Source organism: Vibrio kasasachensis, from assembly GCF_050337565.1.
Taxonomy (GTDB): Bacteria; Pseudomonadota; Gammaproteobacteria; order Enterobacterales; family Vibrionaceae; genus Vibrio; species Vibrio kasasachensis.
The window spans coordinates 161,998-185,716 of record NZ_JAKJTB010000009.1 but is presented as its reverse complement, the minus strand read 5'-3'; the positions used below and the strand labels follow the sequence as shown (position 1 = coordinate 185,716).

Below are 23,719 nucleotides of genomic sequence, written 5' to 3'. Positions count from 1 at the left end.
AATTGTCTCCTAACTTTAGCTATTCCTCTAGTGAAACATCATACGTTTTACTGATAATTTGAGTTTGTTCAACAATTATTTTGCCCTGCCAACGCCTATGTGCGATTGAAACAGCTAAAACATAACGACCCGCATTTATCTCTTCTAATGGCAACGAATTTGGGTAGTCAGATTCGTAGCTACCACTCCACACTTGGTTGTATGTGCCTTCGACATAATCGTAAACCGCTGCATTCAATTTGGGTAAAGGGCAATTAGGATTCAATAAAGCGTTTTGTTCAACCTGCCAATTGTGTTTTGAAGCCCAACGAACTGTCATATAAGGCTTAGGTTCACCTAAAATTAACCACGAGCTCCACGACTCATTATTGTCGTTAACGATATCAATTCGATATAGCCCCATCGACAATTTGTTATTGACGTTATAACGCTTAGAATAGGTAACGACACCTGAATGGTTTTCTCTAACCAGCTCCAATGTATTATCGTTAGATATCGATTTGTCGATCCATCGCGTCAAAGTGATATTAGTAATGGGCTGATCAGATTGCACTTCAACCGTCGCACGAAATGCATCTCGACCGGGGCTCTGGATTTCTGAACGTTGTACTAGTACACCTTTCAACCAATCGGGAAATTCTTTGTTATCGAGCCCTTTACCACAATCAACTTCAAATGACTGTACTAAAAGATCGTTTAGGTGAGGTTCAAGTGCTGTGCTGTCTTCAAGTTGCCACACTTCAACTAAAGAGGAAAACATCGCCGATAAATCATTGTTTAATAAATGCTTATGGGTCTGAGTTAACGGTGAGTTACTCTCAAACCACTCGAGTCCATCCGAAGCAACCGATGTACTAACAAGTACACCGGCGATCAATGCAATTTTGCGAATCATGCCTTCATCTTATAACCGACACCACGTAGTGTTTCGATTTCAAGCCCTGGTAATTTTTGACGTAACTGCAATACGTGAGTGTCTACCGTACGCGTAGTCGGAAAATGGTTATAGCCCCATACGTGATCGAGTAGTTCATCTCTTGTGAACACGCGCCCTAGGTTACTCGCCAAAAATAGCAAAAGATCAAATTCAGTTCTTGTTAACGTGATAATTTGTTCATTAAAAAATACTTCACGTGTGCTTTTATCGATCAAAAGATTGTCAGTTCGAACCTTGCTGTCATCTTCTTCTAGACCATCGGGAGCACGTAATTGTGCACGAATTCGGGCGAATAGCTCAGCTTCGGCAAACGGTTTTGTTAAATAGTCGTTTGCACCAGAGTCTAAACCCGCCACTTTGTCTTTCACAGTAACAAGCGCAGTAAGTAAGATCACTGGGATCTCTTTGATCGTTTTCCAGTGTGCTAGATGTGATACTGAATCGCCATCGGGTAATTGACGGTCTAGAATAACTAAATCCGATTTAGCCCAATATTGTTCAACATCAGCAATAGTTTCTGCGTGGTAACACTCGTACCCTGCTTGTTCAAGGCTAACGAGCAAGCCATCTGCCAAGTTTTTATCATCTTCAACAAGAAGCAGTGTCTGTTTCACAAGGTATCTCCAAAATAAACGTTGTCGGTGGACCAATGAGTGTCAAATTACCACCCATTCGACTGACCATAGAGTCAACGATAGTTAAGCCCAAGCCTAAACCACTCTTACTAACAAACGGTTTGCGTAAACTACGCCAATCCTTTTGAGTGAGCTTTCCTTGGTCAATAACGCTGAACGTAATTTTTTGATTAGATGTATTTACATCCAACTTGATCGGTTTAACTCCATATTTCACCGCATTTCTTACGAGATTATCTAGGCAATTTCCTAACCAATATACGTTAAGTCTTGCCGCGATATCGTGATTGATGTTGAACTCGATTTGCGAGCCGAACTCTTCTTCAATCTTGAATTCTAACCACTCTTTTACAGATGGTACCCATTCTGATGCAAGCGGTTTATTGTCTGATTGTAAATAGTCTTTACTTGCCTCGGCTAATTGCCTTAAACGCCGAGAGTCTTCACATAAACGTCTAAATTCATCGTAAACTGATTCCGGTAACGACTCAAACTCACGGCGAAACCCTTCAACCGTTAATGACAAACTTGCAATCGGTGTCCGAAGTTCATGAGTAAGAATTTGCAATACCAGCATTCGGCTCTTCATTTCTTTCCGCTTCGTATTCCAACGGTAGATAGACCAGCCAATAACCAACAAAATATTTGCAATGACCAAACCAACCATACTGATTTTTAGTATATCGGCATGATCTTCAACATCCCAACAAATGTTGCCGCGCTGTACAAAACACGCACCTGACTCAGCGCCTAACGTAAAGCTCAATCCTGACTCAGTGACATTTTTATTCCAAATCGGCTCTGGGTAAATATAGTAGCTATCGTTTTTACGCAGCCACAAGTCTTCACCCTCTAAAAACATACTTGTGCCCGAGATAAGCGCCGTAATTGTTTCTTCGCTCATTCTCTGCAAACGCCCAAGTAAAGTATTCGCGTTGGCCAAAGGACGCTCTTTTATATGCATGTACTGTTCTAATTCAGCAACCTTTTCTGGCTGTGTTACAATGTAACGGTTCGCATAAGTCCCACCCCCTGGGTGAATTAAAGCGCTACGCGCAAACCATGTTTTACTTAGCTTGGTGCCTTTACACATCGCCCTTGTAAAAACTAATGGCTCAGTAACCAACGGACTTAGTGGTAATTTCCCCGTGCACGCAACCGAGAGTTTGTATAATCGTTGAATATCTTCCAACGGATAACTTGATGTCTGAGGAAGCATCGATTGTGGCATAAGCAATCGTGTGGGGTAATCGGATTGCAAAACACGTACATCGTAAGATACAGACGCTTCTGATGTCTTGAATAAATTGACAAACTTATCAATACGTTCTGGTAGCGTATCAGCGTTAACGCCTATAGACGCAAAGCTTAAAATGCATGTAAAAATCTTTATCGTTATATTTTTCAAGGCAAAACTTATTAAATCAGCGAGTTACCACCAGACATGGCCATTATGGCAAGTCTTGATGCATTAAATGTAATATTCGTGTCAATTATATATTGATATAAAAAAGGCCAGCATATTGCTGACCTTTTAATGCTTTAGTTAGCTTATAGTGCTTTCGCAATAGCGTCTACACTCTCTTTCGCGTCACCAAATAACATTTGTGTGTTGTCTTTAAAGAACAGTGGGTTTTGAACACCCGCATAACCCGTATTCATTGAACGTTTGAATACAATAACGTCTTTAGCATTCCACACTTCCAATACTGGCATACCAGCAATTGGGCTATTTGGATCTTCAAGCGCCGCAGGGTTAACCGTATCGTTCGCACCAATGACTAAGACGACATCCGTTTGAGGGAAATCGTCATTAAGTTCATCCATCTCCAATACAATATCGTAAGGCACTTTAGCTTCAGCTAACAAAACGTTCATATGCCCAGGAAGTCGACCCGCGACAGGGTGAATACCAAAACGAACGTCTACCCCTTGTGCACGAAGCTTTTCAGTGATTTCATGTACTGGGTATTGTGCTTGAGCTACTGCCATACCGTAACCCGGAGTAATGATGACTGATTTAGCATTTTTAAGCATATCAGCCACATCTTCAGCGTTAGTTTCACGGTGTTCGCCATATTCTTCGTCGCTTGTTATAACAACTTCTTGGCCGAAACCACCCGCTATAACACTAATAAACGAACGGTTCATCGCTTTACACATAATGTAGGAAAGGATCGCACCTGACGAACCAACCAAAGCACCGGTTACGATAAGAAGATCGTTCGCTAACATGAAACCTGCTGCTGCTGCTGCCCAACCTGAATATGAGTTCAGCATTGAAACGACAACTGGCATATCCGCGCCGCCAATAGAAGCAACAAGATGGCAACCAAATGCAAAGGCAATCAGCGTCATCACAATTAGAGCAAACATGCTTCCGTCAGAATTAACGAAGTAAACCATTAATAATGTTGAAACAACGATCGCCGCTAAGTTTAACTTGTGCTTATGAGGTATGTTAAGCGCCGAAGAAGAAATGATGCCGCGCAACTTACCAAATGCAACTACTGAACCTGTAAAGGTTACCGCACCGATAAACACACCTAGAAACACTTCAACCAAGTGAATAACATGATGAGCATGAATCTCAGCTTCTGAAAGTAGATCCGCGTTTACAATTGCTGGCGGATCAATATAGCTATTAAAACCAACCAACACAGCTGCCATACCTACAAAGCTATGTAGAATCGCAACTAGCTCTGGCATTTCGGTCATTTCAACTTTCTTAGCGTAGAAAATACCGATTGTGCCACCGATCGCCATCGCGACGATCACCCACACAAAACCTTGTGCATCTGGGCTAAAGATCGTTGCGATCAATGCGAGCGCCATACCGACGATACCGTAGTAGTTACCTGCACGTGCAGATTCCTGCTTAGATAGACCCGCTAAGCTCATAATGAAAAATATAGCAGCAACAATGTAAGCTGCTTGTACTAGTCCTGCAGACATTCCCTGTAACTCCTATTAGTTCTTACGGAACATTTCAAGCATGCGCTTGGTAACGGTAAATCCACCAAAAATGTTGATACTAGCAATCAGGACCGCGATGAATGACAAGAACGTCACAACACCATTGCCTTGCCCAATTTGCAGTAAAGCACCAACAACGATAATTCCGGATATTGCGTTAGTTACAGACATTAAGGGAGTATGTAGCGAATGGCTTACGTTCCACACCACATAGTAACCAACCACACAGGCTAGAATGAATACGGTAAAGTGAGCTAAGAATGAAGCTGGAGCGACCGAAGCTATCCAACCAAAGGCAACAATAGCAGCACCTAAACCAGCGAGTTTCTTAACTGGTGATACTGGCTTATCCTCTTTTTTCTTAGCGATTGGCGCAGCTTGCGGTTTCTGTTCCGGTTGTGCCGATACTTGAATTGGAGGAGCAGGCCATGTTATTTCGCCTTCTTTAACTACTGTCACTCCGCGCAAAACGACATCTTCAAAGTCAATGTCGATATTGCCGTCTTTTTCTTTGCACAGTAGCTTCATCAAGTTAACAAGGTTTGTTGAATACAGCTGAGAAGATTGCGTTGGAAGGCGCCCAACCATATCGGTATAACCGACAATTTTCACACCGTTAGCTGTAGTGATCACTTGATCTGCGACTGTGTATTCACAGTTACCACCATTAGCAGCGGCTAAATCAACGATCACGCTACCCGCTTTCATGCTGTCTACCATATCTTTGGTAATCAGTTTTGGTGCTGGGCGACCAGGAATCAATGCTGTAGTAACGATGATATCCACGTCTTTCGCTTGTTCAGCATAAAGCTCAGCTGCTTTTTTGTTGAACTCGTCAGACATTTCTTTTGCGTAGCCATCACCAGAACCTGAGTTTTCTTGGAAATTAACTTCTAAGAACTCTGCTCCCATTGATTGCACTTGTTCTTTCACTTCTGGGCGAACGTCAAATGCACGTACGATAGCACCAAGGCTACCTGCTGCACCGATTGCAGCTAAACCTGCAACACCCGCACCCGCGACCAATACTTTGGCAGGTGGAACTTTACCAGCAGCTGTGATTTGACCAGTAAAAAAGCGACCAAATTCGTGGGCAGCTTCAACTACCGCTCGATAACCAGCGATGTTAGCCATAGATGACAATGCATCAAGCGCCTGAGCTCGTGAAATGCGTGGAACCGCATCCATTGCTAGTACGTTGATATTTTTATTTGATAGTTGCTCCATCAATTCTGGATGTTGAGCAGGCCAAACAAAGCTAACTAACGTCGCTCCATCTTTAAACAAAGCGAATTCATCAATCGTTCTGTCGCTATCAATGATAGGCGCATTTACTTTAAAAATTATGTCAGAAGCCCAAGCGTCATCTTTCGAGACAACCTTTGCTCCTGCGGCTTCGAAAGAGGCATTGTCGAAACTCGCCAATTCCCCTGCTTGAGATTCAACAACAACGTCGAAACCCATTTTTATAAGCTGCTCAACCGACTTCGGTGATGCAGCCACTCGCGTTTCTCCAGCGAGCATTTCTTTTGGCACACCAATTTGCATAGCTATTCCTTGACTATTGGCACAATGATTATTCTTTTTCTAACTAACGAGTGTACAAATTACAAGTATTTTGTAATAAAAAAACAGAAATCCACTCGCTAAGACTAGATAGATTAGTCCATTTTGCAATTTTAGCTGTCATCAAACAACATAATATAATACAAAAGAGGCCTTACCAGATCGCAAAAAAGAGAAGTAAAAACAATAAATTAGTTTATTGGATTAAAAAAAAAGAACCATCAGCATAACGGCTAATGATTCTCATAATCATGACTTCTATCAAATCCATTGCACTAATCGAAAATTTTACCGTTCATCTGGTCTATAAACATTTGAGCTTTTTTGAGCATGAATTCGTCAGCATCAATTCGACTAGAAAGTACATCAGAACGAATAAAATGATGTATTTTATGCTCGCCATCTTCATTTTTTTCGATCCGTCCGGCAATTCTATATTGACCCGATTCCTCAATAGCTTCTTGATAAATTAAAAAACCTTTATATTCAACAGGCTCGATGTCCACTTTTTTTGATTCTGGCTTTGGACCACCAAACAAACGAGAAAATAATCCCACTATAGCTCCTTAACTTCATTTGTTGCTTTTACTTTTAAGTATCGGTTTTTCAAACCACTCAAGCTCTGCGTCTTCGTCAAAACGGGAGGTAGTAAAAATGACTGGAAAATCATCTTCTCGCTCTCTGCGCCGGTCTTCCAAGATCATTCCTTTAGCCGACTCCACTGCCGTCTCAGCATGTTGTTTTAGCATTATTAAACGTTCTTCAGACAATGTAGATAGAAAATCGACGTCGTGTCGTATATACACAGGCCTCAACTGTATTAGAGCCAAACAAGCGAGATCTGCTAATTGGTCATTATCGAAGAGCTCAGTGTATTCAGACCGAGCTAGTACTTGACCGACTAAATTTTCCATATAGTTATGCACGTCTTCACTTATTTGCATTCTTTATCACTCCCGCCAACCATTAATTTTGCGTTGTTAATCCATAATACGCGCTGACGATTTACACTTCAGCTTAAGCAAATGTAATATAAGGGACGACTATTCTGTACAAAACAATACTGAATGTTCATAGTATGACGCATTTTTAACCCTTTTAGTAAGTAAAACACTTGGAAAATCATTTAATAACGCTATGCTTATCATCCCAAATAATAATCTGTACCAAGGGCACTTCTAATTAATGTCATTCTCAATCGTAACATCTAGTTGGTTTCGATTTACGTTTCCATTCGGAATGTTACTCTTGATCGCATCTGGTATCGATAATGTCACCACACTTATCAGCGCTAATCAAAGTCTGAGCCTTAATTTACCGTACGTGCTATTTACCGCCACTATCATTCTTGGTCATGTTTTTAAACAAAGCCGCTGTGCGATGGTGGGCACTGCGATGTTGCTCACTTATTGGGTTATTCAGAACAACTTACAAAGCTCTTTGTCCACCGGCTCTACACTACTAGAGCTTTCACTATTGGCATTTTCATTACCTGCCGCTTGTCTCGCTATCTATCCGTTCAAAGATAATACGATCAGAAGTAAAGGTTTCTTTGTATATCTCATCATTTTGGCTCTGTTTGTTCTGTGGAGTGAATTGACACTTAACTATGTGGTAGAGGGCGGATTCAACCAACAAGATTACGCACTCTTATATGTGGCACCAGAGATCTCACGTTTACCGCTAATTTTAGTGTTGTATCTAGTAGCGGTAGTGCTTTCTTGTGCAATCGCTGTCCTCAAGTTTAACCAGATAATAGATGCGGCTGTGTATTCCGCAGTATTAATCGCATCAGCCACATTTGTCTTCTTCCATGTAAGTTATATCTCAAGTGCACTGTTCAGTCTTGCCGGAATTTTGCTGTTGATCTATTTAATGTCAGCAAGCTACGAACTAGCATTTAATGACCGCTTGACTGGTATTCCAGGCAGACTTGCGCTTGAATCAGATCTAAAGCATCTTGGACGCAAGTACACGTTGGCTATGCTAGATATCGACCATTTCAAAGCGTTTAATGACAATTATGGTCACGACACAGGTGATGATGTGCTAAAGCTTGTGGCTAGCAAGCTTCGTGAAGTTGGCGGTGGTGCTCGTGTTTATCGTTATGGTGGTGAGGAATTTACGGTTCTTTTCAAAGGTAAATACTCCGACGCAGCTTGGGACCACTTAGAGGATCTACGCCAAGAAATAGAAGAATATGAACTGACTATTCGTAATTTGAGTGCCCGTCCAAGAAGTAATAGAAAAGGCACCACGAAACGGGGGCAAGATACAAAAACCACAACCACGTCACTGACGATTAGTATTGGTGTTGCCGATAGCTACGAAGAACGAGATACCAAACTGATCCTTAAAGCCGCTGACGAAGCACTCTACAAGGCTAAAGGTAGTGGGCGTAACTGCATGGTTTCAGCTCGAAAATTACCTTTAAATTTTAAAGACAAATGTTCTAAGTACATGGCAAATTAATGCCTGTTACGATTCTTGATACTCAATTGTAGGATCAAATAGAACGTATCTATTACGCCCTTGCCTCTTTGCTTGGTAAAGCGCAATATCTGCCATACGATATAGTTCATCAACGGGTTCATGCCCTGTAGGTTGAATACTGACCACTCCCTGTGACACCGTCACATAATCCGCGACGTCACTATGCTCATGAACAAACCCTTTGTCGGTTAATTCTTTTTTTACACGCTCTGCATGGATTTCTGCTTGATAAGAGTCACTATGACCCAAGATAATTACAAATTCCTCACCACCATAGCGCCCTACAACCTCTCCGTTACGGGCGAATAAGTTCTTCAATGTTGATGCAATCTGTACTAAACACTGATCACCTTGGATGTGACCGTAGTTATCATTATATAGTTTGAAAAAATCCACATCCAACAAGATTACAGTCAACGCGTTATTGTGACGGCCATGTACTGAAATCATTTCCTTAAGCTTTTTATCTACATCACGGCGGTTACTTACTTTAGTTAACCCATCTTCACTTGCTAACTTTTCTAATTCTTGATTTAACCGAGCCAAATCCGCGGTTTTCCTATTAAGTTGATTTCGCATGAAAGCGATTCGCTGCATTGCTGTCAACTTGGCGCGCAAAACGAGTTTATCAACCGGTTTAACTAGATAATCATCCCCTCCGGACTCGATCGCACTTGCAATGATTTGAGGATCAGCATGTGAACTTAGAAAGATGATTGGAATCCACTCAGGATAGTCTTCTCGAATTTTTGCCGATACTTCGAAACCATTCATCTCTGGCATAGTAATATCCAGCAAAACAAGATCGGGCTTAAAGTCAGGATAAATACGCAATGCCGCTTCACCCGACTCCGCCATTTCAACTATATGCCCCAACTGCTTCAGCCTGATCGCAAGTTGCATTCGTTCCATTTGAACATCATCGACCAGCAAAATTTTCATAGTTGAACCTGTCATTTCCAATTGATCTACCTACCTGTAAACTACTCAATAAATCAGATATTTAAACTTTAGCATACTTTACTCAATTCAAATGCTCCACTAAGGTTGACATTTATTGCAGAAAAACTAGCATAACGCGAGATGTACAACGTAAAGAGAAAAGACTATGTCTGACGTGACTCCAACAGAGAAAAAAACCATCGATCTGGCGACTATTTCAGCAGAACTTCGTCAAGTAATCGAATTTGATGACGTGCCAGAAGCGATGTACGAGATGGTGGTATCAATCCACGAAGTATCTGAAGATGCAGTACGTGAGTCGTGGAATGAGCTACCTAAGAGTGCGCAAAACATTTTAGATAATTTTGAACAGTTTCATGCACTCGTTTCAGTTAGCCAAGCATTTGCTGGTCTTAACGTGATGGAAGAGTTTCCAACACTAAATCTACCAGAAGATATGACTGAAGAAGATAAAGAGCAGTATCGCGCTACTTTACTCGATCAAGTACTTCACAACTGCGTAAAAGACATGGTTAAGCAACTTAAGAAAGCTCGCCGTGATCCTATTCTAAAACGGGACTTTACTGACGTTTTCGTTAAATAAGTTACATTAGAAATGCATAAAGCCGCGTAATGCGGCTTTTTTTAATTCAGTTTTATATTTTTGCTGTATTGCTCTTACGTTACTGTGCCACGGTTCTTAGTGAGACAACGAGATATCCCGTTGAGTTACACTCACCCCTTTGATTTGCGCGTACACCTTCATTCCCTTTTCTAAAGCCAGTTCTTCTTTCGCCCAAGCTGTGATTGTTGCCCACAAATAGCACTCGGGAGCAAGTTTGAGCTTTACCGAGACACTTTGCCGATGGCTGCCAAAACTGTGCGTTTCTAAATCTGATATTTCTGCGTGCAAAACGTTGCGAATTGAACTGCGTTCTGGTTTATCTAGATTAATAGACACGTCATTGGCACGAACCTGTAAACGCACACTACTGTGTAAGTCCGCTTCGACTTTTTGTACCCAAAGCATAACCCCTTTAGATAGCTCAAGCCCCGAAAGCGCATACTCTTCAATTTGTTCAACTAACTTCGCTTCAAATAATGAGCTTTGACCCGCAAAAGATTGCCAAGGACGCATTGCTTTAGAAGCCCAAACTTGCTCGATTGGACCAGTTGTAACCACTTTTCCTTGGTCAATAACGACAATATGATCAGCTAGTCGAAGAATTTCGCTAAGGCTATGTGTAACGTAGAGAATAGGAATATTTACGTTGTTTGCCAAATGCTCTAAAAATGGCAGCACTTCGCGCTTCCTAGGCAGATCCAACGACGCTAATGGCTCATCCATTAACAAAATATCTGGCTTTGTTAGCAGTGCCCTGCCAATAGCAACACGTTGCTTTTCTCCACCAGAAAGTTCAATGGGAAAACGTTCCAATAATGAGGTTAATTCAAGCAATTCAACGATTTGATTATAGTAACTGGTATCTTTATCCGCAGCACCATAAAGTAAATTCCCTTTCACTCGAAAATGCGGAAAGAGACGTGATTCTTGAAAGACATAACCTATGCGTCGGTGTCGAGTTGGAATATTAACCCCTTTCTCATGACAAAACAGTACACGACGATTTACTTCTATGTGACCCGAATCGAGCTTAGTAAGCCCAGCAACAGCATTAATTAACGTTGTCTTTCCGGCACCAGAGCGACCAAATATCGCGGTAATACCTTGCGCCGGTAATTCTACATTGATATCAAAGGTCGTATTACCGAGTTTTTGTTTGAACTCAATGGCTAACTTACTCATCGCTTCTCTCCTAAACGACGGGCGCATTGCCGCGACATCCATTCAGAGATCAATAATGATCCGAGCGCAATGACAATCGATATTGCACACAAACGCATTGCTTCTAGTTCGGAGCCTGGTGTTTCGATAAACGTATACATAGCTAAAGGGATGGTTTGAGTTTCACCGGGTATGTTAGACACAAAGCTGATCGTCGCACCAAACTCTCCGAGGCTTCTTGCGAATGCTAGCATAGTGCCTGTAATGATTCCCGGGAGCGTTAAGGGCAATGTGATAGTAAAGAATACTTTCAATGATGAAGCACCCAGTGTCGAAGCTGCCTGTTCCAATTTGCTATCAACACTCTCAAAGCTTAGCCGTACGGCTCTGACCATTAGCGGCAAAGCAACCACAACGCTGGCTATGACTGCGCCTTTCCAATTAAACGCGAAAGAAATGCCAAACGTGTCATAAATCCATTCCCCGACTATGCCTTTTCGTCCCATCATAACCAGTAATAAGTAGCCAATAACAACAGGAGGGAGAACTAAAGGTAAGTGGATGAGGCTGTCGATGATCGATTTACCCATAAATTGTTTTTTAGCCAATAGCCATGCGAGCGAAATCCCTATCGGAATCAGCCATGCAACCGCAAACAACGACACTTTAATACTTAGAATGAGTGCTTGGTATTCGTATTCTGACAGCAAATTCAAACCTCTAATCAAATCCATATTTTACAAGTGCTTCTTGAGCACTATCGCTGAGCAAAAACGCCACGAACTGCTCAATACTTTGTGACTGTGACAATGTCACCAACGGATAGATTATTGGGTCATGAGAGGCGCTGGTGAAAGTGTACAGAACTCGAACTTTATTTGAAATAACTGCATCAGATTGATAAACAATCCCTAAATTTGCCTCACCGCGTTCAACCAATGTTAAAGCAATGCGAACATTACTCGTCGGTGCTAAGTGTTTATTCAAAGACTGCCACATACCTAAAGATTTAAGCGATTGCTTGGCGTAAATGCCAGCGGGAACCGCATTTGTTTGTCCGACCGCTAGGCGACTATCAGCAAGGAGGTTTAGCCACGACTCCACGTGGTTAGCATTCAAAGTGCGGGTTGTTCCGGATGGGGCGATGACAACCAATCGGTTTTGGGCAAAAGGCTGTATATGTTGCTTGTCGACGACACCGTTTTTTTCTAAATGTTTAACCCACAATTCATTGGCGGAAATAAATAGATCGGCTGGTGCTCCTTGTTCGATCTGCCGCGCTAATGAAGATGAACCACCATAAATGGGAATAATCTCGATCGAATGTTTGCGCTTATATTCTGCAATCAATTCATTCAATACATTTGTTAAAGAAGAGGCAGCATAAATTTTAATTGGCTGTACATCTGATGCATCGTTGGCAAAAGATAAATGTGAAAACAACACATTAGAAAGCAGCAGCGAGATAAACAGGGTAAATATTTTTGTTTTAAACATTAGTTTTATTGCTTAGTTCGGGCCAAAGTAACTCTAAATTTAAATGATCTTCAATTGCGTCAGCAATACGGTTAATTGCACGCTCTTGATTTGCGTGATGGTCGACAGTAGCAATATTTTCGAAACCCATCCACTCGCAAAGTAACGAAAGTGCTTGATCGTCATCGAAAACACCATGCAAGTAGGTACCGAATATTTGTCCGCATTCACTTATTCCACCATCCATACTGCCATTTTCTAGCAAAATAGGCTGCTCACATCGTACTCTGCTCTCGCCAGCATGAATTTCATAACCTATTACGTTGGCTTGTTTGCCAAGTAAGCTCATACGACCCGAAACCTTGGTTAGAATTTTATTTGTGGTCATTGTTGTAGTTAGATCTAAGTAACCTAATCCCTGTGATGAACCTGGCTCCCCTTCTATACCCGAAGGGTCATTGATAGATTGCCCCAACATTTGGAAACCACCACAAATACCAATAACTTTACCGCCAAAACGAAGGTGTCTACTTATGTCTTTATCCCAACCTTGGCTGCGTAAATAGGCAAGGTCTGAACGTGTCGACTTTGATCCGGGCAAAATGATCACGTCTGCACAATTCAGAGTCTCTCCCTTACCGACATATTGAAGATCGATATCAGGATTTTGTCGTAGTACATCGAAATCGGTATGGTTACTGATTCTGGTAAACACTGGAACTTTTACTACCAGTTTAGCTTGTTCGGACAACTGCTGCTGGCTGTCTATTGCATCTTCTGCCTCTAGATCAAAGCCGTGTAAATAAGGTAATACACCGATGACTGGCTTGCCTGTTTTTTCTTCCAGCCAATCTAAACCTGACTGTAGCAGCGCAATATCTCCACGAAAACGGTTTATAACAAAACCAATCACACGGTCTTGTTCACTTTGTGACAATAGCTCTAACGTGCCATACAAATGAGCGAAGACGCCACCTCTGTCAATATCAGCAACAATAATTACAGGGACATCTGCTTTCTCAGCAAAACCCATATTGGCTATATCATTCTCGCGTAGATTGATCTCCGCAGGGCTACCCGCCCCCTCAATCATGACCGAATCGAATTCTTTAACTAAACGCCCAAAAGAGTCAATAACCGTATCCATAGCAACACGCTTGTAGTCGTGATAACTCGTCGCTTCCATATTGGATATTGCTTTGCCCTGCAAGATAACTTGCGCACCCGTGTCAGAATTTGGTTTTAATAATACAGGGTTCATATGAACTGTTGGTTCAATATTACACGCCGCAGCTTGGACTGCTTGCGCCCGACCTATTTCACCACCGTCACGTGTTACAGCACTATTTAAGGCCATATTCTGTGGCTTGAACGGAGCCACACGTATATTTCTGCGGGCTAGAACACGACACAAACCAGCTACTAATACGCTCTTACCTGCGTCCGAAGTAGTGCCTTGTACCATTAACGCTTCAAACGGTGGATACATATAGACCATTTATATGATTGATTACTTTGCAAGAATCATATCGGCTTTGCGATAGTATTACTAACAAAATACATGAACGGAGAATGAATGTGCCCATCAGCAACGGTTCACATTCACTAGTGTTTAATAGCACCATCAAATAAGGGCACTAAACCTAACAATAAGCACTAAGGAAACATCATGAAAAAAATTATCGCAACTGCTGTACTTATCCTTGCTCCAACTATCGCTTTAGCTGGCGGCGATAATCACCATAAACAAAACGCAGTGCAATACACAGGTCCTGTTGAGCTAGCTAACCTAACTAACCTACTTGCTGATAGCAGTATGTTTACAGAACAAAAAGTGGTTTTAGAAGGCAAGCTTATTCGTCAGATTAATCACGAAAAATTTATTTTTAGTGATGGCAAAGCAGAAGTCCAAGTTGAACTGGATGATGACATTGTTCTAAAGCAATCGCTTGATGCAAGCACCCAAGTTCGACTGTTTGGTGAATTCGAAGGCGGTAATACTCCTGAGATCGAAGTAGATCGCATTCAAGTGCTATAAATCTATAAGATTTAAAGGTAAAATAACCAACATGGGTCTGCATATGCAGACCTTTTCTGTGTTTGTTGCTGATCGTTGGAGAAATATTTTGAAGAAACATATCCTTTTCGCCGCTCTCGCCGGTTCAATGGTTGCACCAACTGCCCTAGCTAATAATTTTAGCTACAACTATCTCGAATTCCGCACAGCAATCGACCCACGGTTCTCTGGGGTAGAATTTGGTATGATGATGCTGGAAAACGTACACTTTGTTGCGCGTGCAGATAGTCAGTTTGATGGTGATGCAGATTTAGCCGCTGGTTTCGGTTTTAATGGACCAATCAACCAATTTGCAGATGTCTTTGGACAAGCGTTGATCCATAACATTAGCTACCCTGACTCTCACAATTTGGAGAGAGAAACAGTACCTGAATTCAATATCGGTTTACGTATGTGGCTAACAGATCAACTTGAAGCGACCACCCGAGTAGGTAAACTTGATGAGAGTTCAGTTTTCCATGCAGGTGTACGATTCCATTCAACCTCACAACTTTCTCTTTCCGCTGAAACCCGCAATTATGGGCTTTACGGTCCACAAATCACCATGTCGGTGCGCTTCCAGTACTAATAAAAATCTAGGTTCCACGCTATTATTTTGTTAAAGACTTTCAATTTTTTCTACAACAATAATGGCGTGCCTTAACGTGAGTGATATTCATTATAAGTTACTTGCTCTTGCCTTTATTCTTGCGATTTTAGTTGTTGCTGCCGTTAATTCGATGAATCAAAGTCGGGACCTTGCTGGTTCAAGTGTTGATGATGCCAATAATGCGACCGCTGCATTGAAGAACATTTCCCTCTCTATTCAGGAAATGTCTAATATGGTCTCACAAATATCAAATGCCGCCTCAGAGCAACGCTCCGTCACTGAAGAAGTAGGTAAGTAAGAAAACTCAACAAACCAACGATATATCATCTCTCTTTTTAGAAGAATCACGAAACTCTCGTTCACTATCTGGAGACTTAAGGTATATTGCCAAGCAGCTAAATCAGCAAGTGTATTTATTTAAACACTAACAGATAAAAATATTAAATAGCTCTGCAACGCAGGGCTTTTTAATATTTGGACTAGTTAAATATTTAGAGTTAATGTAATTACATTTAACTACTCCAAGCGACATTAATTACAGGAACGCTACATAAATCCATGGCTACTTAAGTTTATAAATGCTTGATTTTGAGTGTAAACATGTAAACTTGCGACGCTTTACACCATTAAAATTAGATTTGTAAATTAATATTGAGATTGAGATCAAGTTTCTAATAGCACTATTACATTTGTTCACATTGTGTCTGGTATTCTCATTTCGTTACCTTTCGAGCATTGGAAAATACATATGTCTGCGCTATCAATAAAGAATAAACTTACCCTTGCTTTCGTTTTTGCTATCTTGCTAATGACTACCGCTCAAACTTATATTACGAGCAAGCAGATCTTTGACGAAACAACTCGCTCTATAAATCAATATGCAACCACACTACTAAACGGCAGTGTGACAAGTATGGATCAATGGATCAAAGCTAAAATTAACGTGGTTCGCTCAGCTTCCGACGCTTTTATCGACCCTTCTGAAGCGCAACCGTACCTTGCAACTGCCTCTAAAGCCGGTGACTTCCGTGTTGCTTATGCTGGTCTAGATGATGGTCAATTTATTCTTGGTATCGATCTCGGAACACCAGAAGATTATGACCCTCGCCAACGTGATTGGTATATAGACACGATTAAAGCTGGTGGTGTCAACATCACTGAACCTTACCACGACGTTCAGAACAATGGTTTAAACATGACCATCGCGCTACCTTTTACTGAAGGAAGTATTTCAGGTGTTCTAGGGGCTGATGTTGAAATTGATAACTTAGTAAGCGATGTTATTGATCTTAAGGTTGAAGGTGTTGAAGCATTTTTGACCAATAGCAAAGGCAATATTGTTGCTCATAAAGATCCAAAACTCTCGTTAAAAACCATTGATAAGATTTCTCCTGACTTAAGTGCTGCGCAAATTACTAAACTTGCTCAAAGCCAAGAGTTAGTTGAAACGTTCATCTCTGGTGCAGATGTATTAATCACATCTAAACGTGTTCCAAATACAGATTGGTACTACACCATTGTCATCGACAAAGAGCATGCCTTTAGTTCTCAAAAAGAATTATTAGGGCAATCAATCCTGATGGGCTTGATTCAGGTTCTAATGATTGCTGTCATCGCTTGGGTCATTGTTAAACGGGCATTAGCACCTTTAAACAACCTTAGTGAATCCATGCGAGATCTAGCTGAAGGCAACGGTGACTTGACCAAGCGTATTGAAGTGAAGACTCAAGACGAGATTGGCATTTTAGCAAGTCAGGTTAATGCCTTTATCGCTAAGCTTCAGGAAGTTGTCCATGACATTTCTAGTTCATCTAAAGATTTAGACAGTCAATCTGAAGTGAGCACCAAGTTAGCGATTGAATTAAGTGAATCATTAGCAAGTCAGCTAAACGAAGTATCTCAAATAGCAACGGCAGTGCACGAAATGTCTGCTGCGGCAGAAGAAGTTGCAGGCAATGCGAAGCAAACCGCTGATTCAGCATTTGGTTCAACAGACCACTGTGATCAAGGTAAGCGTGTAATAAAACGTAACCAAGATTCCATCACGAACCTAGCCTCTCAACTGGATAATGCTGCACGAGTAATTGGTGAACTGGAGCGAAATGCACAAAACATCAATACCATCACATCAACCATCAGTGATATTGCAGAACAAACCAACCTTCTAGCGCTGAACGCCGCGATTGAGGCTGCTCGAGCTGGTGATCAAGGGCGTGGTTTTGCCGTGGTCGCTGACGAGGTTCGTGTCCTTTCGCAACGTACGCACAGCTCTACCGTAGAAATTCGTGAAATGATCGAAAGCCTACAGAAAAACAGTGTAGAAGCGGTAGAGTCTATGACTCGAAGTCGTGACCTCGCCTCATCAAGTGTTGAAGACGCAAATGATGCGACCGAAGCGCTAGAGAAAATCACCATTTCTATTCAAGAAATTTCTGAGATGTCTTCCCATATCTCAAATGCCGCTTCTGAGCAAAGAACTGTAACCGAAGAAGTAAGCAAAAACATTCAGCTAGCAAGTGATATTTCAACTCACTTAACGCAAGAGGCACAAAGTTCGCGTGCGCTTTCTGAAGAGCTACGACAGATTTCTATACGCTTAAATGAGCAAGTGCATCTATTTAAACACTAGAGTTAAATTTCTGTTTAAAGCCCTGTAATGCAGGGCTTTTTTTATTTTATTCAGCTTATATCGTTAATTACGTACGACTATTTTCCTTGGCACTAATTTAACGCCAGCCTGGTACTTTTTGCCCACAGCACTAAGCGCCAATATGAGAGCACTATCCGCAATAATCTCAAATTGTTGTGGTAATGAGTTAACTTTGAACGGTAAAAAATCTAATAATCGGTTGTCACCAAATGTCGCAAGTTTAAGTTTTGATGCGATTTGAGGATTAAGAATGAGCTCGTCCAATACACCTTCGAGCAATGTATATGATGTAGTTATAACAGCTTCTGGTACGTTGCCTTCCGCAATCCATTTAGCAAAGACGGCTTTGCCCTCTTCCCTATTAAACTGATTTCCATAACCAACTTTAAACTCCAAATCAGACTCTTTAGCGACACGACGAAAACCCTGCTCCCGTACACTTGATACCGCCAATTCAGGTAACGCTCCAATAACGCCAATCGTTTTTACTTGTTCAGTTAATATAGAGCGCGCCAGTTCATAAGCACCGCCTAAATCTTCACTGAGTACACAACAAAAATACTCATCATCTAGGGGTCGGTCGAGTGCCACTACTGGCGTCCCTCTTTTCTGTAATGATAAATAGAAATCATTGGCATCAGGGAGGCAACTCGCAACGAAAAGAACATCTATTTTACGGCTCATGAGAGCTTGTACCACTGCTCGCTCTGTATCGGAATCGTCATCTGAGCACGCAATTAAAATTTGGTAACCCGCTTTACGCGAGTTTTGTTCTAACAGTTTGGCAAGGCGCGCGTAGCTGGTGTTTTCTAAATCGGGAATGATTAAACCAAACGAGCGACTACTTCCAACTCTCAACGAGCTTGCCGCTAGATCGGGACGATAATCATGTTGCTCAACGACAGCCATCACCTTTTGTTGTGTTTTTTTGCTGATGCGATACTGCTGGGCTTTGCCGTTAATCACATAACTCGCGGTAGTTTTAGAAACTCCTGCCAACTTGGCAATTTGATCTAATGTCATGCTTGATCCGATTTTTTGTGGATTAGATCAAAGTTTAAAAACGATGATCGCTAACTTGTTTGCATTATAAGCTGAATCGTTACAGCATTAAAGCTGAATGGATTCAGCAAGCTTCAATTTGTAGTTAAAGTGAACCATCAGCGATTGAATCCGATTTAGGTTCTTATATGAATAATAAAGTCGTCACGATAACCCTTAATCCTGCTTTAGATTTGACTGGCTCACTAAATACGTTAAATCAAGGCGGTGTTAGTCTTATAAACAACAGTAACTTTCATCCGGCAGGTAAAGGGGTGAATGTGGCAAAAGTGTTGTCAGATCTCGGCGCAAAAGTCACCGTAACTGGCTTTCTTGGTGAGGATAATCAAGAGCTATTTGCCCAACTATTTGAACAAATTGATGCTGATGACCGCTTTATCCGTGTCAACGGTTCAACTCGCATTAACGTAAAACTGGTCGAGAGAAATGGAGCTGTAAGCGACATCAATTTCCCTGGTGTTGACGTGGATAAAACTGCAATCGATGCATTTGAAGCCACACTCGATGAACTGTGTGATGATCACGATTATTTTGTGCTCGCAGGCAGCCTACCACAAGGCATCACCCCTGAGTTATGCCACAAATGGATCGCACTACTACAGAGCCGAGGCAAAAAAGTCATTTTTGACTCAAGCCGCGCTGCGCTTAAAGTAGGGATAAATGCGACACCCTGGCTCATAAAACCAAACGATGAAGAATTATCCGAACTCGTCAATACACCGATAAACACCACGCGAGATGTTATTAGAGAAACAGAGAAACTCAGTCAATCCGGTATTCAAAATATTGTTGTTTCGATGGGAGCTAATGGTGTTCTTTGGTTAAGCGAAGGTCAGTGGTTCAGCTCAAAACCACCACAAATGGAAGTGGTTAGTACCGTTGGTGCTGGTGATACGTTAGTTGCGGGTATGTGTTGGGGACATATGCAAAAAATGGACAAAACCACACTACTTAGCTTTGCCACCGCTCTTTCAGCGTTGGCTATTAGCCAAATAGGTGTTGGTCTAAGCGATCCAACAATGCTAGAAACTCTACAGCAACAAATAGAAATCAATCCAATTTCATCTCAACATGAATAACAAAAACTCTATGTTATAAACGTAACTAAGCGTCTTTATAGAGGCGCTTTTTCTATTCACACTCCTGCTTTGTGCGCATAAGTTAAGTCTCATCGACTACTAATCACCAAAATACCTCCCGTTACAGCAAAACATTATTATACAAAATGGTCGCCGATAAATGTCGTAATTAATAAATCACCACCACGGTGCAATCCATTTGGTTTTTGCACCTTCATGAGACTGTATTTCCCTTTTACCTACCAATAACCAACTGAAAAAATGGAATTTTTTCAGTTGGCTCGCTTCTTGTTAGACTTTCTTATATACAACGTCTCGCTATGCTTGCGCATTAAGGAATAATTATGCAAGACACTCTCACCGTGATACTCGCTGGAGGCGTCGGTTCTCGCCTAAGTCCATTAACCGATGACCGAGCAAAGCCCGCTGTACCATTTGGGGCAAAATATCGAATTATCGATTTCACCCTAACCAATTGCCTCCATTCAGGGCTAAGACGCATTTTAGTTCTAACTCAATACAAATCTCATTCGCTGCAAAAACATTTGCGAGATGGTTGGTCGCTATTTAACCCGGAGTTAGGTGAGTTTATCTCAGTCGTTCCGCCGCAAATGAGAGGCGGTGGAAAATGGTACGAAGGTACTGCCGACGCGATCTATCATAATCTTTGGTTGCTAGACCGCAGTGATGCAAAATATGTTGTTGTTTTGTCGGGTGACCATATATACCGCATGGACTACGCCGCTATGGTGGAAGAACATAAAAGAACTGGATCGAAGTTGACCATTGCATGTATGGAGGTTGATCAACAAGAAGCGAGTCAGTTTGGTGTGGTTGATGTTAAAGAGAGTGGTGAAATTATTCACTTTATTGAAAAGCCAGTTGACCCACCGAGTATATTTGGCAAACCCGGACGCAGTCTTGCATCGATGGGAATTTATGTTTTTGATGCAGATATCCTTCGAGGGTGCTTAGAGGAAGATGCCATAACTACTCAATCAAATCACGATTTCGGTAAAGACATCATCCCAAAACTGGTCGAAAGCAAAGATGTCTATGCTTACAAGTTCTGTAGCGAACTAGGTCGAGTGGCAAAAGACTGCTATTGGCGTGACGTAGGAACCATAGATTCCTACTATCAAGCGAATATGGATTTACTTAAGCCAGTCTCTCCAATGAACCTATATCAAAAGGATTGGGGCATTAGAACTTACGAGCCTCAATATCCACCAGCACGAACCATCTCTTCCACTACAGGTAATGAAGGTATTTTTATCGATTCAATTATTGCCGACGGTGTCATAAATACCGGCGGTTCTGTACAGCACTCTATCATCTCACCTGCCGTGTTAATTAATGATGGTGCGACTGTCATGGACAGCATTATCTTCAATCATGTTGAGATTGGCGACGGTTGTCAGATAAAGAATTGTATCATAGACAAACATGTCAAAATCCCTGCTAATACAGAAATTGGCTACAATTCAGTTGACGATGCGAAACGATTCCATATTTCACCAAATGGCATTGTGGTTGTGCCAGAGAGCTATCAATTTTAGTAACGCAGTGTACTAATTTGGGAACTGAGCCCTAAGGGCATGAGACAAAAAAACACCCTCATTAATAGAGGGTGTTTTTAGAGATTGACTAGATCTCCTATAGGGATGCTTAGTATTACCTAAAGTCTGGCAAATAAAAACGGTAAATTTGTAAGCTATCTTTTCCCGTTTTTTAATCATACTCATCTATAAATCTTTATTTATTCAGTGAAATATCTCTAGATTAGTTTTTCCTGCGTTTCAACTTTTAATACTTGTATTGCCTTCCGCTCATCCCCATCTGTTTATATGTGCTTAAACTTGCTGTCACACAACTAGCGCTATGTAGCTAGCATTCACATAACAATGATAGTTCGAACTCTCATTTGAAGAGGAAACAACAATGTCGATGAAATTTACTTATCAAAACTCTACTAAAATTTTCTTTGGTCAAGGTCAAATCGAAGCTATCGCCAACGCGATACCTACAGATAGCCGTGTATTAGTTGTTTACGGTGGTGGTTCAATCAAAAAGAACGGTGTTTATGACCAAGTGGTCACAAGCCTTGCACAGCACCAATGGCAAGAATTCTCTGGCGTCGAAGCAAATCCAACTAAAGAAACTCTAGATAAAGCGGTTGAAATTGTTAAATCAGACCATATTGACTTCATACTCGCGGTTGGGGGTGGGTCTGTCATCGACGGATGTAAGTACATCGCTGCAGCTTCACACTACGAGGGTGATGGTTGGGACATATTCACAGGTCTACATCAGGTAACTTCTGCAACAGCGTTAGGGGCAGTTTTGACCTTACCTGCTACTGGTTCTGAGTCAAACTCTGGTGCGGTTATAACCAAAGCAGAAACTCAAGACAAACTACCATTCTTGTCACCATTTGTTCAGCCTGCGTTTGCAGTCATGGACCCTGATGTAATGAAGTCACTGCCTGAACGACAAATCGTGAATGGTCTTGTGGATGCGTGGATGCATGTGTGTGAACAGTACTTAACGTTTAACCATGGTCACATAGTTCAAGACGGCTATGCCGAGGTACTTCTACGCAATTTAAAACAACTCGCCGAACAATATGACCAACGACACAATGACGAATGGCGTGCAAACTTGATGTGGACTGCGAATCAGGCGCTTAATGGTCTTATTGGTTCAGGTGTTCCTCATGATTGGGCGACACACATGATTGGGCACGAACTTACAGCCCTATGGCATGTCGATCACGCGCGCTCACTAGCTATCATTCAACCTTCCCTGCTACACAACCAGATTGAAAATAAACGCGGTAAGCTTGAGAAATTAGGTCGAGAGGTATTTGCTTTAGAGCAGACTACCGATCTTGCCGAACGTACTATCGATGCAATGGAAGCACTGTACAACAATCTTGGCGTTGCAACCAAACTCACACAATACGATGGTGATAAAGCAGCGGCAATTAAGAGTGTCTTAGAGCAGTTGCAAAAACACGGCATGATAGCGTTAGGTGAAAACCAAGCAATTACAATTGAACAAAGCCGTTCAATTTTGGAAGAAGCAATCGCGTAATAGTACCAAGCTCTCGCGGTTTCTCCTGTTGCTATAATGGGTTATAGAAAGGATTCTTGACTGAATCCTTTTTTTATTCATTTAGCTTTAACTCAACGTGGACAAAAATCCGGGGAATTGGCTGATTTTCCACTGCCCTTAGTGCTCGAATGTTGTCATGGTCAATATTTAGCAGTCACTCGCTATTTTCTTGACCATCCCAACAAATGGAAAGACGAGCGCCATCAACAATCGAGTTTTGTCATTCTTTGGGACTCTTTTATAGTCTGATCTGTATTACTTGTCATGGCAGTCGTTTTCAATACAAAACAAATCTCGCCCCTGCTATGGCTGGTTGGCAAGTACCGTACAATTA

The 23,719-nt window shown here is 41.6% G+C and carries 22 protein-coding genes; 9 read left to right on the top strand and 13 right to left on the bottom strand.

The annotated features are described in order from the left end of the window. Positions 1-19: 19 nt before the first annotated feature. From L4C38_RS03695 to L4C38_RS03665, 7 genes are all read right to left on the bottom strand, one after another. On the bottom strand, positions 20-895 hold the full coding sequence (locus L4C38_RS03695) for a DUF2861 family protein (protein WP_428796183.1): 876 nt from the start codon (positions 893-895) through the stop codon (positions 20-22). Next, on the bottom strand, positions 892-1,551 hold the full coding sequence (vxrB, locus tag L4C38_RS03690; RefSeq protein ID WP_428796182.1) for a response regulator transcription factor VxrB: 660 nt from the start codon (positions 1,549-1,551) through the stop codon (positions 892-894). The genes L4C38_RS03695 and vxrB overlap by 4 nt, the downstream gene beginning before the upstream one ends. Next, positions 1,526-2,980 carry a sensor histidine kinase VxrA gene (gene vxrA / locus L4C38_RS03685; RefSeq protein WP_428796181.1) on the bottom strand — a complete coding sequence of 485 codons (1,455 nt, stop codon included), beginning with the start codon at positions 2,978-2,980 and terminating at the stop codon, positions 1,526-1,528. The genes vxrB and vxrA overlap by 26 nt, the downstream gene beginning before the upstream one ends. 143 nt (positions 2,981-3,123) lie before the next feature. Then, the gene (gene pntB, locus L4C38_RS03680; protein WP_428796180.1) at positions 3,124-4,527 is read right to left on the bottom strand and encodes a Re/Si-specific NAD(P)(+) transhydrogenase subunit beta; all 1,404 of its coding nucleotides are present in this window, start codon (positions 4,525-4,527) and stop codon (positions 3,124-3,126) included. A 15-nt stretch (positions 4,528-4,542) separates the two neighbouring features. Further along, positions 4,543-6,096: a Re/Si-specific NAD(P)(+) transhydrogenase subunit alpha gene (locus L4C38_RS03675; protein ID WP_428796179.1), complete on the bottom strand. Its 1,554-nt coding sequence runs from the start codon at positions 6,094-6,096 to the stop codon at positions 4,543-4,545. A gap of 293 nt (positions 6,097-6,389) precedes the next feature. Beyond that, positions 6,390-6,671 carry an HlyU family transcriptional regulator gene (locus L4C38_RS03670; protein WP_428796178.1) on the bottom strand — a complete coding sequence of 94 codons (282 nt, stop codon included), beginning with the start codon at positions 6,669-6,671 and terminating at the stop codon, positions 6,390-6,392. Positions 6,672-6,686: 15 nt separating this feature from the next. Continuing rightward, positions 6,687-7,058, bottom strand: coding sequence for a late competence development ComFB family protein (locus tag L4C38_RS03665; protein ID WP_428796177.1), 372 nt, complete (start codon positions 7,056-7,058; stop codon positions 6,687-6,689). Between the two features lie 241 nt (positions 7,059-7,299). Here L4C38_RS03665 and L4C38_RS03660 point away from each other — a divergent pair, with 241 nt between their 5' ends. Continuing rightward, positions 7,300-8,586, top strand: coding sequence for a GGDEF domain-containing protein (locus L4C38_RS03660; RefSeq protein ID WP_428796176.1), 1,287 nt, complete (start codon positions 7,300-7,302; stop codon positions 8,584-8,586). A 6-nt stretch (positions 8,587-8,592) separates the two neighbouring features. Here the strand turns inward: L4C38_RS03660 and L4C38_RS03655 are convergent, their stop codons facing one another. Next, a complete protein-coding gene (locus tag L4C38_RS03655) occupies positions 8,593-9,549 on the bottom strand; it encodes a GGDEF domain-containing response regulator (RefSeq protein WP_428796175.1) in 957 nt (318 codons plus the stop codon). Positions 9,550-9,715: 166 nt separating this feature from the next. On the opposite strand from L4C38_RS03655, the gene L4C38_RS03650 reads away from it, so the two are divergent. Further along, positions 9,716-10,153 (top strand): DUF3069 domain-containing protein, encoded by a 438-nt coding sequence (locus tag L4C38_RS03650; RefSeq protein ID WP_428796174.1) that lies wholly within the window; start codon positions 9,716-9,718, stop codon positions 10,151-10,153. 96 nt (positions 10,154-10,249) lie between these two features. Here the strand turns inward: L4C38_RS03650 and modC are convergent, their stop codons facing one another. From modC to L4C38_RS03630, 4 genes are read right to left on the bottom strand one after another with little or no spacing between them, the layout of a single operon-like run. After that, positions 10,250-11,356 (bottom strand): molybdenum ABC transporter ATP-binding protein ModC, encoded by a 1,107-nt coding sequence (modC, locus tag L4C38_RS03645; protein ID WP_428796173.1) that lies wholly within the window; start codon positions 11,354-11,356, stop codon positions 10,250-10,252. Beyond that, entirely contained in the window at positions 11,353-12,069 is a 717-nt protein-coding gene (gene modB, locus L4C38_RS03640; RefSeq protein ID WP_428796172.1) for a molybdate ABC transporter permease subunit, read from the bottom strand. The genes modC and modB overlap by 4 nt, the downstream gene beginning before the upstream one ends. Beyond that, on the bottom strand, positions 12,056-12,832 hold the full coding sequence (modA, locus tag L4C38_RS03635) for a molybdate ABC transporter substrate-binding protein (RefSeq protein WP_428796171.1): 777 nt from the start codon (positions 12,830-12,832) through the stop codon (positions 12,056-12,058). The genes modB and modA overlap by 14 nt, the downstream gene beginning before the upstream one ends. Beyond that, complete coding sequence (locus L4C38_RS03630) at positions 12,825-14,300, bottom strand: cobyric acid synthase (RefSeq protein WP_428796170.1); 1,476 nt, start codon at positions 14,298-14,300, stop codon at positions 12,825-12,827. Before L4C38_RS03630 ends, modA begins: the two co-directional genes overlap by 8 nt. Positions 14,301-14,480: 180 nt before the next feature. On the opposite strand from L4C38_RS03630, the gene L4C38_RS03625 reads away from it, so the two are divergent. From L4C38_RS03625 to L4C38_RS03610, 4 genes are all read left to right on the top strand, one after another. Continuing rightward, complete coding sequence (locus tag L4C38_RS03625) at positions 14,481-14,849, top strand: YgiW/YdeI family stress tolerance OB fold protein (RefSeq protein ID WP_428796169.1); 369 nt, start codon at positions 14,481-14,483, stop codon at positions 14,847-14,849. A gap of 85 nt (positions 14,850-14,934) precedes the next feature. Then, a complete protein-coding gene (locus L4C38_RS03620) occupies positions 14,935-15,456 on the top strand; it encodes a hypothetical protein (RefSeq protein ID WP_428796424.1) in 522 nt (173 codons plus the stop codon). Between the two features lie 76 nt (positions 15,457-15,532). Beyond that, entirely contained in the window at positions 15,533-15,775 is a 243-nt protein-coding gene (locus L4C38_RS03615; protein WP_428796168.1) for a hypothetical protein, read from the top strand. Positions 15,776-16,225: 450 nt separating this feature from the next. Next, positions 16,226-18,106, top strand: coding sequence for a methyl-accepting chemotaxis protein (locus L4C38_RS03610; protein WP_428796167.1), 1,881 nt, complete (start codon positions 16,226-16,228; stop codon positions 18,104-18,106). 63 nt (positions 18,107-18,169) lie between these two features. Here L4C38_RS03610 and cra read toward each other — a convergent pair whose 3' ends face one another. Continuing rightward, positions 18,170-19,150, bottom strand: coding sequence for a catabolite repressor/activator (gene cra / locus L4C38_RS03605; RefSeq protein ID WP_428796166.1), 981 nt, complete (start codon positions 19,148-19,150; stop codon positions 18,170-18,172). Positions 19,151-19,317: 167 nt separating this feature from the next. On the opposite strand from cra, the gene pfkB reads away from it, so the two are divergent. The 3 genes from pfkB (at position 19,318) to L4C38_RS03590 (ending at position 23,364) form a co-directional block, all read left to right on the top strand. Next, positions 19,318-20,268: a 1-phosphofructokinase gene (pfkB, locus tag L4C38_RS03600; protein ID WP_428796165.1), complete on the top strand. Its 951-nt coding sequence runs from the start codon at positions 19,318-19,320 to the stop codon at positions 20,266-20,268. A 344-nt stretch (positions 20,269-20,612) separates the two neighbouring features. Further along, on the top strand, positions 20,613-21,827 hold the full coding sequence (gene glgC, locus L4C38_RS03595) for a glucose-1-phosphate adenylyltransferase (RefSeq protein WP_428796164.1): 1,215 nt from the start codon (positions 20,613-20,615) through the stop codon (positions 21,825-21,827). A gap of 388 nt (positions 21,828-22,215) precedes the next feature. Then, positions 22,216-23,364: an iron-containing alcohol dehydrogenase gene (locus L4C38_RS03590; RefSeq protein ID WP_428796423.1), complete on the top strand. Its 1,149-nt coding sequence runs from the start codon at positions 22,216-22,218 to the stop codon at positions 23,362-23,364. Positions 23,365-23,719: the final 355 nt, after the last annotated feature.